We start from the raw sequence: 14,258 nt of genomic DNA, 5'->3' as shown, positions 1-14,258 counted from the left end.
TACAAGCAGGCCGACGGCGCCTACACCTCGTACGACAAGGTCGGCGAGCCGGAGCGCAAGGTCTTCGCGACCGCGGTGAACGCCCTGGGCGAGCCGCTGTCGAAGCTGGCCGCCGCGGTCGTCGCCAGGTAACCGGCACCCCGCACCCGCCACCCGCGCCCCGCCGTGGCGGCCCCACCCGGCCGCCACGGCTCCCGCACGCACGGGACCGGAGCCGGTCCGAGGCCGCTCCGGAGCCCGCTCAGCCGTGGAACTGCGGGATGATCAGATACAGCCCGTAGAGCACGGCGCCGACGCACGCCAGGAAGCACAGGGCGGCCCCCGCCAGGGCGGCGACCGAGCTCCGGCCCTGGCCCCTGGCGTCCTGGCGGATCAGCATCGACCGCACCCCCAGGGTGAACACCGCGGCGACCGCCACCGTCGTGCCGATGCTGACGGCGGCCACCTCGCCCAGGGCGCTCCAGTGCAGTGCCACGGCAGCGTCCTCCCTCTCAGCTGCCCGCGGCGGCGGGCTGCGGGTTGACCGTCACGGTACGGGCGTCGTTGACGTTGTCGGCGGTGACCGGGCTGCGCCGGGACAGCAGGTAGATCACCGCTGCCGCGGCCACGGCGGCCACGGCGACGGCGACGGTCCCGGCCGTTCCGCCGTTCACCACGACGGCGGAGGCGCCCCCGCCGATCAGGCCGGCCGCGGGCAGGGTGATCAGCCAGGCGACGGCCATCCGCCGGGCCGTGGTCCAGCGGACCTCCGCCCGGCGGCGGCCGAGTCCGGCGCCGATGATGCTGCCGCTGCAGACCTGGGTGGTGGAGAGCGCGAACCCGAGGTGGGCCGAGGTGAGGATGACCGTGGCGGAGGCCGTCTCGGCGGTGAAGCCCTGCGGGGAGCGGATGTCGGTCAGCCCACGGCCGAGCGTCCTGATGATGCGCCAGCCGCCGAGGTAGGTCCCCAGGCCGATGGCCAGGCCCGCCGTGAGGACCACCCAGGTCGGCGGCCCGGCGCCGGTCGGCAGCGCACCCGCGGAGATCAGGCTGAGGGTGATCACGCCCATGGTCTTCTGCGCGTCGTTGGTGCCGTGCGCGAGCGAGACCATCGAGGCCGACCCGATCTGCCCGAACCGGAAGCCGTGGGCCATCGACTCCTCGTCGGCCCGCCCGCTGAGTTTGTAGGCCAGGTAGGTGGCCAGCATCGCGGCGATCCCGGCCACCACCGGTGCGGCGAACGCCGGGATGACGATCTTCTCGACCACCTCGCCGAAGTTCACGGCGGTCAGCCCCGCACCGACCCACACCGCGCCGATCAGCCCGCCGAGCAGCGCGTGCGACGAGCTCGACGGGAGTCCGAGCAGCCAGGTCAGCAGGTTCCAGAGGATCGCGCCGACCAGCCCCGCGAAGATCATGCCCAGGGTGATCAGCCCGTCGTTCACGATGCCGCCGGAGATCGTCCTGGCCACCTCCGTGGAGAGGAACGCGCCGACCACGTTGAGCACGGCGCTCACCAGCACCGCCACCCTCGGGGAGAGCGCGCCGGTGGCGATCGAGGTGGCCATCGCGTTCGCGGTGTCGTGGAAACCGTTGGTGAAGTCGAACGCCAGAGCTGTGACGATCACCATCACGAGGGGGAACGTGATGTGGGACATGCGACCAGTAGACCAGCGTGCGGCGCCGACGGGCGGTAGGACACTCGCCGCGGCGGGCTGCTTGTCGGCCTGCAGGTGGCATACACACGGCCTTTCCCGGCAGGGTCCGGCCCGTCCCGGACCGCCCGTCCTCCCGCCCCGCTCCGGTGGCCGTCTCACAGCCGCCGGACGCGCAGCACGCCGGTCAGCATCGGCAGCGTGAACCCGCCGTGGGCGGTCTCCGGGCTGCTCGCGAGGAAGGCGCGGATCCGGCCGAGCGTGGCTTCCCGTTCCTGCGGCGGCATGACCAGCATCCCCGCGCGGGTGGCGAGTGTCGCGACGAGGGAGTCGGCGGTACGGCGCTGTCCGTGCGGGAACTCGGCCTGCTCCGGCCAGCCGAACCGGGCGGCGCCGGTGTCCGGGAGGTGCAGGTCCGACGTCGCGGTGCGCCAGTTGCCGAGCGTGTCACGCGGGCCGACGGCCGCGCTCCCGCCGACCCGCTCCAGTTCGGCAGCCCAGCCGACCCGGTCGTCGATGACGTTCCACAGGCCGCCCAGGACACCGCCGGGCGCCAGGACCCTGGCGATCTCGGGCCCCGCGACGGCCATGTCGAACCAGTGCATGGCGTTGCCGGCCAGCACGGCATCGACGGACGCGTCCGGCAGCGGGATCACCTCGGCACTTCCCGGCAGCGCGCGGACGGTCGGCAGCGCGCGGCGCAGTTCGGACAGCATCGCCGGGTCGGGCTCGACCGCGACGACCTCGGCGCCTGACGCGACCAGCGTGGCGGTGAGCTTGCCGGTTCCGGCGCCGAGGTCGAGCACCCGCGATCCGGGTGCGGCCTCCAGCACCCAGCGCACCGCGGCCTGCGCGTAGTCCGGGCGGTGCTCGGCGTACGCGGCCGCGGCCGCGCCGAACGACGAGCTGTGCAGAAGCCGTTCGTCATGGTCCATGCGATGACTGTGCCCACGGGGGAGGCCGGTGATCCCGGTTCGCCCCCGGGCGATGCCCGGACGGGCCCGGCCGGGACTCCCGGCCGGGCACGCCCGCGGCGAGCTCGGGACCGCTCCCCGCCTCGACCTCGCACAGCACTGTCAGGCCGGGGCGTGCGCCATCATGCCGTCGACGTGCTGTGCGGTGATGATGCCGAGGACGTAGCCGTCGTCGTCGATGACCGGCCAGATCACCAGGCGTTTGATCCGCATGGCGAGCGCCGCCAGCGCCAGGGCCATCGACGGCCAGGCGAACGGGCCGCGCTGCTGTACGGCGCCGTGGATCGTGACGTGCTCGCCGGAGCGGGGGAGGTCGAGGAAGGGGCGCAGGCTGCGCCGGGTCACCAGACCTGCACAGCGGCCGTCGTGGCCACGCACCACCAGGTAGTCGACGTGGGCGTGGTGGAAGATGTCGTCGACGCGCTCGACGCCGCTGTCGTCGGCGATCTGGTACTCGCACGGCTCCATCGCGTCGGCGACGGTCAGGGGGTTCGTGACTGCCGTTCGGCTGGTGGGGCGGGTCGTGGTCACGGTGTCACCGGGCCTGCCTCCGGGCCGGTCAGCGACCGCCCGGGCGTGTGCCTCACCCAGGACGAAGCCGGAACGGGCACCGGATACGGAATGCCCTGGACACCCCCACCCTACTCCCGGCCTCCGCCCGGGGAGGACCGGCGCGGAGTACCGTCGGAGGTAACCGAGGACATGTCGCACACCCGTATCCGCGCCGGTGTCGCCCTGGGTCATGATCGGTCCTCACCCGGACCGGACGGGCGGCTCCCCATGATGCCGATTCCCCTGCCCACCCCTTCCTCGCGACGTTCCTGGCAGGTCTCCGGCACACCCCTCCTCCCGCGCCTGGCGCTGGAACCGACGATGGCGCGCACCGGCATGTTCGACGGGGCGTGGTGGCCGCGGACGGCCGACGCGCGGGCCGAGCTGCCGGACCTGATCACCGCGCTCGGCGCCCACCTCGGCCCGATCCTCAGGGTCGGCCTCGACACCGTGGCCTGGCGCCACGTGCCCCGGTCGGTGACCGTGAACGGCCTGGTGGTCAAGATCGGCCTGTTCGCCGCGGGTGGTGGGACGATCAGCCTCACCCGAGGCTTCCAGGATCACTTCCTCCTGCTGGTGGTACCGCCCGGCGCCGACCCGCGGACCGCCGACGCCGCAATGGCGGGCGCCGCCGAGACGGGCAACCGCACGCCGGCGGCGGAACTGCTCACCCAGGGCCTGTCCGGAGTCGTGATCAGTACGGTCCGCCTCGGACCCGAGGACCGGGCCGAGACGGTGGAACCCGCCGCTGACCGCTGACACGACGTGAACGGAGCGGCGGTGCGGGAGCCGGCAGAGCCGTGCCTGCCGGAAGGCCGCGGCGCCCGGCCGGTGGGCCGGACGCCGCGACCGCACACGTCAGGCCGACGCGGTGACCGCCCCGCCCAGGTGCCGGGCGAAGAACCGGACCGCACTGTCGGCCTCGAACCGGGGCAGCTCCTTGTGCGTGCCCGAGTTCACGTGCAACGACTTCTCCTTCGAGGCGAAGGCGTCGAACAGTGCGAGACCCGCCTCACGGGAGATGTGCTCGTCGTCCCACTGCAGATCGAACTCGATCGGGACGGTGATCCGCTGCGCCTTCCCGGTCAGGGCGTCGGGCCAGTGCTGGCCGAGGACCGCGGCCGTGATCCGGGGTTCGGCCGCCACGAACGGCACGCCGATCGCGGTGCCCATGTTGATGCCCCAGTAGCCGACCGGCCCGTCGGCGCCGATCTCCGGAAGCTCCTGAAGGGTGTCCAGGAGCGCCACGTACTCGGGCACGGCGAGCTCCGCCAGATGGTCGTTGTAGCGGACGACGATCGGGCCTTCCGGCTCTCCGGCGGCCCTCGCCCGGAACAGCTCGGCGATCTCCGCCTCGTCGTGGGCCGTGCGCGGCCGGTCGCCATGACCGGGCGCGTCGATGACGGCGACGTGGAAGCCGCAGCCGTGCACGAGGAGCTGTGCCCGGCCCACCATCGACGGGTGCTTCTTGTGGGTGCCGCCGCCGTGCCCCATCAGGACCAGGGGCGCGCGCCCGGCACCGGACGCCGGCGACCAGAGCACGCCGGGAACCCCGGCCACGGTGAAGTCGCGCTCGACCGTGCCGTTCGACGAGGACTCGGCGGTGAACTGCAGAGAGTGCATGGGGTGTTGCCTTTCGGGAGTGCCTTGTTGTCGAGGCGCTCCCGGCGACACCTACATCGATCGCCAGGCCGTGACGGCATGGGGGAGCACCCACAGGGATACGGCGTTCATGGGTCTCACCTCCTCGGGCGGTGTCACGGGCAACGGAAAGTTATCAGATCGGTCATCGCTCCGCCCGGGCCTTTTCCGGACGGGCGCCACCCGGCCGGGTCCGCGGCCGGCCGGTGACCCGCCACGGTTGACGCCGGGTCAGTGCTGTTTTCCTGCAATGCGGTTGATGCCGCCGTCCGGATGCCGGTCGCGTCGGACCAGGGGTCTGCAGGGGCGGCGGCCGGGCCGTGTTCGAGCGCGGTGCGGTGGCCGTCCGGCTCGAGGACGGCCACCCGCGGCCCGGAACCGGTGAGACGCCCCGAGCGGGTGAGACGTCCCGAGCCGTTGACGGCCGGTGTCAGTCGGGGGCGGCGGAGAAGCGGTCCGCGAGCCAGCGCTCGATGTCGTGCAGCGCGGCCCTGGCCATGCCTGTCGGACGGGACGTGAAGCCGTGCGGTGCCTCCGGGTAGATCCGGAGGTCGACCTCGCCGCCGGCTGCCGAAACCCGGGCGGCCATGGCCATGTTGTCCTCCAGCAGGATGTCCGCGCTGCCGATGACCATCAGCATCGGCGGCAGTCCGCGAAGGTCGCCGTAGACCGGGGAGACGTCCGGGGCGGTGCGGTCGGTCACATGGCCGGCGTACGCCTGGATGAAGTACTCGTCGGCGATCAGCCGGCCTGCGGGGGTCAGTCCGCTCAGATCGTAGACGCCGAACTGCAGTGCGGCACCGGCGAACGGGTCGGTGACACCGCGATCGCGCAGGCGCACCAGTGTCGTCACGGCAAGCGTGGCTCCCGCCGAGAAGCCGCCCGCCGTCAGCCGGTCCGTGCCGAAGCGAGCCCCGGCGTGCTCGACGAGCCAGAGTGCCGCCGTCTCGCAGTCGTCGGGTGCGGCCGGCCAGGGGTGTTCGGGAGCGAGCCGGTAGTCCACGCTCACGACGGCGATTCCGAGCGCATCCGCGAGCTGCTGGTTGCGCGCGTCCCGCCGCGCCGCCGGTCCCAGGTAGAAGCCGCCACCGTGGATGTCCAGATGGACGCCGCGCGGCACGCCGCTCCCGGGAACGAGGATCCGCACGGGCACCCGCCGGCCGGCGGCTTCGGCCACCTCCTCGACGGCCGACGAGTCGGAGGGCGACGCGGCTGCGTCCCGCCGGGCCCGCGCCTCCCGCAGCTCGTCCAGGTTGCCCGGGCCCTTCGTGCCCCCCGACGCGGCCCTGGCCGCCCGGCACTCCTCGACGTGTGCTGCGAGCTCCGTGCTGACGAGACTCTTCAACCCCAACTGCATGCGCGTCCCTCGGTGTACCGGGCCGCGGCCCTGCTTCGCCGCGGCCCCTCGACGACAACCGGTCGACCCGATTCTCCCCTGCCGTCGTCGTGCGTGACGGCCGGTCCGGGTCGGCCGAGGGTCCGGGTGGGCCCGGCGGTGCTCGCCGCCGCCGGGTGTGCGTGCACGGTATCCGCTCGGTGCTGCACAGAGGTTGACAGTGGTCAGTCGTACCCCGAGACTCCCGAGAGAGCGCTCTCTGGCGCTCGGTGTGCGACCTGTCCCGCGCGTACCGCACCCGCCCTGCAACCGCCGCACCCCACGGCGGTTCCGGGTCGGTCCTCGGCATCCCACCCCCAGGGAGATGCACATGCGACACCTGCCCCTGCTCTTACGACCCCTGGCCCAGGCCCTGCGACGACGACGCGCCCTGGTGGCCGTCCTGGTCGCGCTCGCCCTGGCGGCCGGCGGCGCGGTCGGCGTCTCGGCCGGCCCCGCGAGCGCCGCCTCCACCCTGCTGTCCCAGGGCAGGCCGGTCACGGCCTCGTCCGTGGAGAACGCCGGCACCCCCGCGTCGGCGGCGGTCGACGGCAACGCCGGTACCCGCTGGTCGAGTGCCGCCTCCGACCCCCAGTGGCTCCAGGTCGACCTCGGCGCCCGCGCGGCCGTCGACCGCGTGGTGCTGAACTGGGAGGCCGCCTTCGCCGTCGGCTTCCGGATCGAGGTGTCCGACAACGCCTCCGCCTGGACGCCGATCCACACCACCGCCACCGGTACCGGCGGTGTCCAGGACCTCGCCGTGTCCGGCAGCGGCCGCTACATCCGCCTCTACGGCACCGCCCGCGGCACCAACTACGGCTACTCGCTGTGGGAGTTCCAGGTCTACGGCACGGGCGGCACCGGATCGGGCTGCGGAACCACGAACGCCGCACAGGGCAGGCCGGCCACGGCCTCGTCCGTGGAGAACGCCGGCACCCCCGCGTCGGCGGCGGTCGACGGCAACGCCGGTACCCGCTGGTCGAGTACCGCCTCGGACCCCCAGTGGCTCCAGGTCGACCTCGGCGCCACGACCCCGGTCTGCCGGGTGGTGCTGAACTGGGAGGGCGCCTTCGCCAGTGGCTTCCGGATCGAGGTGTCCGACAACGCCTCCACCTGGACGCCGATCCACACCACCGCCACCGGTACGGGTGGCGTCCAGGACCTCGCCGTGTCCGGCAGCGGCCGCTACATCCGCCTCTACGGCACCGCCCGCGGCACCGCCTGGGGCTACTCGCTGTGGGAGTTCCAGGTCTTCGCCGGCCCGGGATCCGGCGGCGGAGGCGGCGGCGACTTCTCCGGCACGGTGATCTCCGCCTACAAGCAGGTCACCGCCTCGTCCTACGAGGGCGGCAACGCCCCGGCGGCGGCGCTGGACGGACGCACCACCACCCGCTGGTCCAGCCAGCCCGGCGACACCCAGTGGCTGCGGGTGGACCTGGGCGGCGCCGCGACCCTCACCGGTGCCGTCCTCACCTGGGAGAACGCGTACGGCACCGGCTACCGCATCGAGGTGTCCGACAACGGCACCGCGTGGACGCCGATCCACACCACCACCACGGGCACCGGTGGCACCGAGCGCCTGGCGATCACCGGCAAGGGCCGCTACGTGCGGTTCTACGGCACGGCGCGCGCCACCGCCTACGGTTACTCGCTGTGGGAGTTCCAGGTCTACGGCACGGTCGACTCCTCGGCCGCCACGCCGCCGCTGCTCTCCGGGCCCACCCGGGCGCCTGCCGTGCTCGGCCAGTTCGCGCTGTCCGCCCCGGCGGACAAGGCCATGGTCACCAACACCCGGCGACCGGCCTTCTCCTGGGCCGCGGTGCCGGGCACCGCGCACTACGAGGTGTGGCTGAACCTCAGCCGCACCGACTACGACTTCACCCAGAACGTCGACCTGATCGCCCTCCACACCAAGGTCGCCGAGCCCACCGGCACCACCTACACGCCGAGTTGGGACATCGCCGACCGCTGGACCTACACGTGGTACGTGACCGCGGTGAGCGCCTCCGGGGCCCGCACCACCTCCGACATCCGGACCTTCGGCCTCTACCTGCCCGACATCGAGACCACCGACGACGGCGTCGGCATCGTCAACGGCGCACGCGACCTGAACAAGAACGGGACGATCGAGCCGTACGAGGACTGGCGGCAGCCCGTCGAGACCAGGGTCGGCGACCTCCTGGGCAGGATGACCCTGGAGGAGAAGGCCTACCAGATGTTCTACAACGTGCAGTCGTACCCCATGTCCGGCTGGCACTTCGGCCCGGCGCAGCCGGGCGACCTGCACACCGTGCTGCTCTCCACTGCGGCCACCCGGCTGGGCATCCCGCCGGTCTCGGCGGGCGACACCACGGCCGGCTACCAGACGACCTATCCGCTGCAGAGCACCCTGGCGGCCGGCAAGGACTACGCGCTGGACTACCAACTGGGCAACATGCAGCGGCTGGAGGAGCTGGAGGTCGGGGCGCGCGGCACCCTGTCGCCGCTGGCGGAGGTCGGCACCAAGGTGCTGTACCCCCGCATCCAGGAGGGCGGCGGTGAGAACGCCGAGGTCGCGGCCGCCCAACTGCGGGCGCTGGTGGCCGGTCTCCAGGGCGGTCCGGAGCTCAACCCCGGTTCGGTGCTCGCGACGGTCAAGCACTGGCCCGGCGAGGGTGCCGGAGGCGAGGCCGGGATCACCTACGACGGGGTCACCATCAAGTACCACATGATCCCGTTCCGGGCGGCGATGCAGGCCGGCGCGGTGAACATCATGCCGGGCTACGCGGGCAGTTCGTACCTGGACCCGGGCGGCCCGGGGGCGGGTGACAGCGCGAAGATCCTGGCGTACCTGCGGCAGAACCTCGGCTACACCGGCCTGATCACCACCGACTGGCTGCCCTCCTCGGCGTGGGTCAACGCGGCCAACGCCGGTTCCGACGTGATGGGTGGCGCCGACCCGGGCGCGCCCGGCTACACCATGGCGACCTTCGAGTCGCAGGTGCCGCTCGCCCGGATCAACGACGCGGTGACCCGCATCCTGCGGCTCAAGTTCCGACTGGGCGTCTTCGAGCACCCGTACGGCGACCCGGTGAACGGGCCCTACCGGTTCCACCAGCCCGGCTACGTGGAACTCGCCGACAGGGCGGCCAGGGAGTCCGACACGCTGCTGAAGAACAACGGCGTGCTGCCGGTCCGGCTGAACGCCGGGGACAGCATCGTCGTCGCCGGCCCGCGGGCCACCGACGGCTCGGCGTGCTGCATCTGGACCAGCTACTTCCACGACAACTACGGCTCCCGGACACTGCTCGACGCCGTGCGGTCGCGGGCGGCCAAGGCCGGGGTCACCGTGTACCAGGACACCGCGCCCGCGCCGAAGCTGGCCGTGGTGGCGGTCGGTGAGCCCACGTACACCCATGCCACCGCATGGGTGAAGGAGCAGCCCTACCTGCCGGCCGACCAACTGGCGGTCATCCAGCGGTTCAAGCAGCAGGGGATCCCGGTGGTCGTGGTGCTGACGCTGCCGCGGCCGATCGTGATCAGCGAGTGGAACAACCTGGCCGACGCCATCGTGGTGACCTACCGCGGCGGCGAGGAGGTCGGCCCGGCCACCGCCGGGCTGCTGTTCGGCGACTACGCGCCGTCGGGCAAACTGCCGTGGCAACTGCCGCGGAGCGTCGACCAGGTGCTCAAGCCGGGAGGCACCGACACGCTGGCCGACGCCAACGAGAACTGGGACCTGCCGTACGACCTGGGGGCCACCGCCGCGGAACGGGCGGACATCCGGGCCAGGATCGACGCCGGGCAGCCGGTGCCGACGACCTACGGCAACCCGCTCTACCCGTACGGAGCCGGCCTGACCGGCTGGAACTGACCCTCCGGCACGTCGGTCCGGTGCCCCCTGCTCCCTGGGTGAACTCCAGGGAGCAGGGGGCACCCTGCGTGGCTCGGCTCCTTCGGCGCACCGCGGGCGAGCCGGCTGCGGTGATCGGTGCCGGTGCCGGTGGTCGGCGCATGGCGGCGCCGTCGGCCGGGCAGTCGCCCGGTGCCCGACCGCCGGGCCTGGACCACCGCCCACCGGGAGACCGCCCGTGCCTGTACTCGCCGCCGTCCTGCTGCTGGCCTTCCTGCTGTTCGCCGTGGGCTTCGCCCTCAAGGCCCTCTGGTGGGCCGCGCTCGCCGTCCTGGTGGTGTGGCTGATCGGGTTCGCCCTCCGCGGCACCCGTGCGGACGGCTCCCGCTGCCGCTGGTACCGCTGGTAGCCCGCTGCGCCGGTCCGGCCGCACACGGGACCGTCTCGCGGCCGCGTGCATCGGAGGGCGGCGGCCGGGTAGCCGAACGGCGTCGCTGCAGGTCCGGACGGAGGGGGTGGTGCTCGGTGATGGGGCACTCGCACGCGCTCGGCGGCGCACTGGTGTTCGCGGGGTCGGGGCCGCTCCTGCTGCCGTCGCTGATCGGTCGCCCGCTGTCGCCCGGCGAGGTGCTGCTGGGCACGCTGCTCTCCGCGGGCGCCGCCCTGCTGCCGGACGCGGACCACCCGGACGGTACGGTCGCGCACCTTCTGGGCCCGGTGACACGGCTCCTGTGCCGGGCCGTCGGGAAGATCAGTGGCGGGCACCGGCACGCGACGCACTCGCTGCTGTTCGCCGCCGCCGCCACGGCCGGTGCCGTTCTCGGCGTCGCCCGGCTGGGCCGGCCGTTCGTCCTCGGGCTGGTCCTCCTGCTGCTGTTCCTGGCGCTGCGCGCCCTGCACCTTCCCGCGCCGGGCCCGGGCCCGGCGGCCTGGACGACCGCCGCCGGCCTCGCCGCCCTCGGTACGGCCGCCACCGACCGCTGGATCCCCGGCACGGGCGGGTGGCTGCCGTACGCGGTCGGCCTGGGCGTGCTGGCCCACCTGCTCGGGGACTTCCTGACCCGGCAGGGGATCCCGCTGTTCTGGCCCCACCGGCGCCGGTACGAGGTCGTGCTGATCCGGCGGTCCGGCAACGGCGTGGAGACGCGGCTGCTCGTCCCGCTGATGACCGTGGCCACGTTCGTCCTGCTCTGGTTCGGCGCCTTCCCGGCGTCCCTGCCCGCGTTCTGAGCCGTGTTCCGACCGCCCACGTTCTGACCGCGAGGGGCGAGCCGGGAGGCGGCATCCGCACCCCGAGGCCCGCCCGTTGCCCTGCGGCGTGGGGTGGTCATGTCCGGCACTGTGTCCGCTCGATGACGGTTCATGAGCGAACGGCACCGTCGGGAGAGGCCGCTCGCCCGCCTGCTCCGTGTGTCCGGCCGGTGAACACCATCGGCGACCGGTAGTGCCGGTGCCTGCCAGGCCCTAGGGTTGGCATGTCCGCGTAGGTCTGGGTGAGTGAAGGAAGGCGCCGAGAATGAGCGAGGGCATCGACAAGGTGTTCACCGCGCCGGTGCGGGACAGCCTGGCCGGCCCGGTCGTCGAGCTGTGCGGTGACCTCGACCTGGACGCGGTCCCGACGCTGCGCAGTGCACTGCACCAGGCGATGTCCCGTCGGCCCGTGCCGCCGATGCTCGTGGTCGACCTCGCACAGGTGGCCTTCTGCGACACGTCGGGTCTCGACGCACTGCTCGCCGCGCGGATCGAGGCGGAAGGCCGGGGGATCCCGCTGTACCTGGCCCGGCCCTCACGCCAGGTCGCACGGCTGCTCGCGACCGTGGGCGCCGACCGGCTGCTGCCCGTCGACGGGGGTGCACCCACGGAGGTGCCGCGCGCCCGGGCGTCCTGATCGATCCGGACGCCGACGTCCTCCGTGCGGCCGCCCGCGACGGACCGGCGCCCGCCGTGCAGCTCTTCCGAACGGCCCCCGGGAGCCGCCGTGCTCCGGTGTCCGGCCCGCACCGTGCGTGCTCCGGCCGAACGGGGGCAGCCGTGACCCGAGAAACCCGACGGCGAAGGGACCGGAGCATGGACGGACAGGAGCCCGCGATGAAGGCGCTCGGCTGGGCCCGGACACTTCCGGTCTCCAGCGGGGTGCGGGCCGGCCGCGCGTGGGCCCGCCGTCATCTCGAAGAACTCGGCTGGGCCGCACACGCACCCGAGACCGCCGACGCGGTCGTCCTCACGATCTCCGAACTCATCACCAACGCCCACATCCACGCCCGCAGCGACGCCGATCTCGTCCTCACCTGGGACGGGGCCTGCCTCTACGTCAGCGTGCACGACGACTCCCCGCAGGCCCCGCGACCGCGCGAGGCCGGCCCGGACGCCACCTCCGGACGCGGCATGGCCCTCGTCGACGCCCTCGCCGACCACTGGCAGGCCCGCACCGACCGCTGCGGCAAGACCGTCACCGCCTGCTTCCACCCGCCGGGCGACGCCGTCCAGTGAGCACCAGGCACCAGGCACCGGGCGCCAAGCATCAGGCACCGGGAGCCGGTCCGTCACGGCGTCGGATCGGACGTCCCCGGTCGAACGGGTCCGGTGGGGCGGGTGCGTCGACCGGTGCGGCGCAGGATGCCGACGGTGGTGGCCACGGCCAGGAGGGCGAGGACCACGCCGCCGTTGCGGAGCAGGTGGTGGGCGTCGGTCGGGGCGCTCCGGTAGAGGGGCGGGGCGGCCATGACCGTCCAGGGCAGGACCGCCAGCGCGACACCGCCGACCCGCAGGCGGTCGGTGTGCGGGCTCGCGAGGTGCAGGAGGTAGACGAGGGTCATCACGAAGGCGGGCCAGGCGCTGGAGGCGTCGAGCGGGATCCGGGTGGAGGGCGGGAAGACGATGTCGGCGTAGTCGTCGGGCCAGGTGCCGATCCAGAGGACGGCGATGCCGCTCATCGGCAGGGCGATGGCGATGGCGGAGGCCACCGTCCGGGAACGGCTCCGCGGGGAGGCGTCGACGGCGTCGGGCGGCGCGATCAGCACCAGGACGCCCATGACGGCCCAGAGTCCGAGCAGGTCCGTGTACCGGGTGGATGCCGGGCTCGGATCGAACTGCGCAGCAACGGCGACGCCGATCCGGGTCACGACGGCCACCAGGACGAGGGCCCGGGCCGGAACCCGGCGGCGGAAGGCGACGCACAGCAGGGCGAGGACCCACGGGGCGGTCTGTGCGGCGCCCACCGCGGTCCGGGCAGGGCCGGTGAAGGGGTCCGGGAGGAAGACCCCGGTCAGCAGATGGACCATGCTCAGGGCGGCTCCACCGGCCAGCAGGAACGGCGCGGCACCGGCGATGATCCTGCCCGCGGGGTCGCGCGAGCTGAGCCGGGTGCGCAGCCGCAGGGCGTGTGCGGCAAGGGCGGCCCACTCGCGCAGGGCGGTGCGCCGGTCGGCGTGCCGGACGGCCTCGGCGAAGACGGCGGTGATCTCCTCGCCGTGCGCGGCGCGGTACCCGGCAGGGTAGAGGCTGATCAGGGGAAGGTGCCGCAGCAGTGGGGGAGTGGAGATGCGCGGGTCGGTCATGCTGTCCCCCTGTTCGTCCGGAGCTTCGGCGGGAGGCTGCCGAGGGCGAGCCGGCGCTCGGCCTCGGCCACGCCGGCGCGCAGCCGTTCCGTCTCCTCGGCCAGTGTCTGCCGGCCCTGCTCGGTCAGCGCGAAGCTGCGGCGCAGCCGTCCGGCCACGACCTCCTCGTGGTCGATCCGGATGAGCTCCTGCTGGAGCAGGCGGTCCAGCGCCGTGTAGAGGGTGCCGGTGAGCATCGTGGTCCGGCCTTCGGTGATCGCCAGGACTTCTTGGACGATCGCGTAGCCGTGCCGGGGTGCGTCGGCCAGCGCCGTGAGCACCAGGCGTGTCGGTTCCTGCAGTTGACGGTGTGCCATGCCGTGACCATAGGTCATTGAACGATATATGTCGATCGTTTAGCTATGGCCGGGGAGGCTTCGACCGGCCGGCACCCCGTCCACCGCCCGGCCGGCCGGTGGACGGGGTGCCACCGGCCCGGCCTGGCCCGGCCTGGAGGGCGACATCGCCGAGGTCGTCCTCCGCCGGGTCCGGTGCGTGGCCGGGTGCCCGGTCGTCCTGAGGGGCGGCCTCAGAGGCTGCGGGCGGTGATGTTGCCGTGGGTGGTGGTGGCGTGGAGGGTCAGGGTGGGGGTGGTGGCGGTGTTCCTGAGGGTGTTGTGGATGCGGCCGAGGGTGGTGGTGGCGTCGAGGGTGG

General features: G+C 73.3%; 14 protein-coding genes and 1 pseudogene. 7 read left to right on the top strand and 8 right to left on the bottom strand.

The window, feature by feature from the left end:
- Positions 1-132, top strand: a pseudogene (locus tag SNE206_RS39255) (peptidase M75); the annotation flags it as partial.
- Positions 133-241: 109 nt separating this feature from the next.
- Here SNE206_RS39255 and SNE206_RS39250 read toward each other — a convergent pair.
- The 4 genes from SNE206_RS39250 to SNE206_RS39235 form a co-directional block, all read right to left on the bottom strand.
- A complete protein-coding gene (locus tag SNE206_RS39250; RefSeq protein ID WP_407918387.1) occupies positions 242-475 on the bottom strand; it encodes a hypothetical protein in 234 nt (77 codons plus the stop codon).
- A 16-nt stretch (positions 476-491) separates the two neighbouring features.
- Complete coding sequence (locus SNE206_RS39245) at positions 492-1,637, bottom strand: anion permease (protein WP_407918386.1); 1,146 nt, start codon at positions 1,635-1,637, stop codon at positions 492-494.
- A gap of 155 nt (positions 1,638-1,792) precedes the next feature.
- Positions 1,793-2,569 carry a class I SAM-dependent methyltransferase gene (locus tag SNE206_RS39240; RefSeq protein ID WP_407918385.1) on the bottom strand — a complete coding sequence of 259 codons (777 nt, stop codon included), beginning with the start codon at positions 2,567-2,569 and terminating at the stop codon, positions 1,793-1,795.
- A gap of 141 nt (positions 2,570-2,710) precedes the next feature.
- Positions 2,711-3,139 (bottom strand): CBS domain-containing protein, encoded by a 429-nt coding sequence (locus SNE206_RS39235; RefSeq protein ID WP_407918384.1) that lies wholly within the window; start codon positions 3,137-3,139, stop codon positions 2,711-2,713.
- A gap of 249 nt (positions 3,140-3,388) precedes the next feature.
- Between SNE206_RS39235 and SNE206_RS39230 the strand changes: the two genes are divergently transcribed.
- Positions 3,389-3,919 (top strand): DUF5994 family protein, encoded by a 531-nt coding sequence (locus SNE206_RS39230; RefSeq protein WP_407918383.1) that lies wholly within the window; start codon positions 3,389-3,391, stop codon positions 3,917-3,919.
- 99 nt (positions 3,920-4,018) lie between these two features.
- Here SNE206_RS39230 and SNE206_RS39225 read toward each other — a convergent pair whose 3' ends face one another.
- Positions 4,019-4,783, bottom strand: coding sequence for an alpha/beta hydrolase (locus SNE206_RS39225; protein WP_407918382.1), 765 nt, complete (start codon positions 4,781-4,783; stop codon positions 4,019-4,021).
- Positions 4,784-5,231: 448 nt separating this feature from the next.
- Positions 5,232-6,158: an alpha/beta hydrolase gene (locus tag SNE206_RS39220; RefSeq protein WP_407918381.1), complete on the bottom strand. Its 927-nt coding sequence runs from the start codon at positions 6,156-6,158 to the stop codon at positions 5,232-5,234.
- A gap of 349 nt (positions 6,159-6,507) precedes the next feature.
- Between SNE206_RS39220 and SNE206_RS39215 the strand changes: the two genes are divergently transcribed.
- The 5 genes from SNE206_RS39215 (at position 6,508) to SNE206_RS39195 (ending at position 12,498) form a co-directional block, all read left to right on the top strand.
- The gene (locus SNE206_RS39215) at positions 6,508-10,029 is read left to right on the top strand and encodes a discoidin domain-containing protein (protein ID WP_407918380.1); all 3,522 of its coding nucleotides are present in this window, start codon (positions 6,508-6,510) and stop codon (positions 10,027-10,029) included.
- Between the two features lie 217 nt (positions 10,030-10,246).
- Positions 10,247-10,417: a hydrophobic protein gene (locus tag SNE206_RS39210; protein ID WP_405009164.1), complete on the top strand. Its 171-nt coding sequence runs from the start codon at positions 10,247-10,249 to the stop codon at positions 10,415-10,417.
- A gap of 119 nt (positions 10,418-10,536) precedes the next feature.
- Positions 10,537-11,238 (top strand): metal-dependent hydrolase, encoded by a 702-nt coding sequence (locus SNE206_RS39205; RefSeq protein WP_407918379.1) that lies wholly within the window; start codon positions 10,537-10,539, stop codon positions 11,236-11,238.
- Positions 11,239-11,524: 286 nt separating this feature from the next.
- Entirely contained in the window at positions 11,525-11,896 is a 372-nt protein-coding gene (locus tag SNE206_RS39200) for an STAS domain-containing protein (protein WP_407918378.1), read from the top strand.
- Between the two features lie 179 nt (positions 11,897-12,075).
- Complete coding sequence (locus SNE206_RS39195; RefSeq protein ID WP_407918377.1) at positions 12,076-12,498, top strand: ATP-binding protein; 423 nt, start codon at positions 12,076-12,078, stop codon at positions 12,496-12,498.
- A 53-nt stretch (positions 12,499-12,551) separates the two neighbouring features.
- Here SNE206_RS39195 and SNE206_RS39190 read toward each other — a convergent pair whose 3' ends face one another.
- Together SNE206_RS39190 and SNE206_RS39185 are read right to left on the bottom strand one after the other, a co-directional pair.
- Positions 12,552-13,565 (bottom strand): hypothetical protein, encoded by a 1,014-nt coding sequence (locus tag SNE206_RS39190; protein ID WP_407918376.1) that lies wholly within the window; start codon positions 13,563-13,565, stop codon positions 12,552-12,554.
- Positions 13,562-13,921, bottom strand: coding sequence for a PadR family transcriptional regulator (locus SNE206_RS39185; protein ID WP_407918375.1), 360 nt, complete (start codon positions 13,919-13,921; stop codon positions 13,562-13,564). The genes SNE206_RS39190 and SNE206_RS39185 overlap by 4 nt, the downstream gene beginning before the upstream one ends.
- Between the last annotated feature and the right edge of the window lie 337 nt (positions 13,922-14,258).

The sequence above is a fragment of the Kitasatospora sp. NE20-6 genome (assembly GCF_045862635.1).
This window is presented reverse-complemented; position numbering and strand designations above follow the sequence as displayed.

Bases quoted from the DNA above. Each gene is read 5' to 3' on its own strand.
- SNE206_RS39185 (WP_407918375.1), bottom strand. From the start codon at position 13,921: ATGGCACACCGTCAACTGCAGGAACCGACACGCCTGGTGCTCACGGCG.
- SNE206_RS39240 (WP_407918385.1), bottom strand. From the start codon at position 2,569: ATGGACCATGACGAACGGCTTCTGCACAGCTCGTCGTTCGGCGCGGCC.
- SNE206_RS39195 (WP_407918377.1), top strand. From the start codon at position 12,076: ATGGACGGACAGGAGCCCGCGATGAAGGCGCTCGGCTGGGCCCGGACA.
- SNE206_RS39230 (WP_407918383.1), top strand. From the start codon at position 3,389: ATGATGCCGATTCCCCTGCCCACCCCTTCCTCGCGACGTTCCTGGCAG.
- SNE206_RS39205 (WP_407918379.1), top strand. From the start codon at position 10,537: ATGGGGCACTCGCACGCGCTCGGCGGCGCACTGGTGTTCGCGGGGTCG.
- SNE206_RS39200 (WP_407918378.1), top strand. From the start codon at position 11,525: ATGAGCGAGGGCATCGACAAGGTGTTCACCGCGCCGGTGCGGGACAGC.
- SNE206_RS39215 (WP_407918380.1), top strand. From the start codon at position 6,508: ATGCGACACCTGCCCCTGCTCTTACGACCCCTGGCCCAGGCCCTGCGA.
- SNE206_RS39225 (WP_407918382.1), bottom strand. From the start codon at position 4,783: ATGCACTCTCTGCAGTTCACCGCCGAGTCCTCGTCGAACGGCACGGTC.
- SNE206_RS39190 (WP_407918376.1), bottom strand. From the start codon at position 13,565: ATGACCGACCCGCGCATCTCCACTCCCCCACTGCTGCGGCACCTTCCC.
- SNE206_RS39220 (WP_407918381.1), bottom strand. From the start codon at position 6,158: ATGCAGTTGGGGTTGAAGAGTCTCGTCAGCACGGAGCTCGCAGCACAC.
- SNE206_RS39245 (WP_407918386.1), bottom strand. From the start codon at position 1,637: ATGTCCCACATCACGTTCCCCCTCGTGATGGTGATCGTCACAGCTCTG.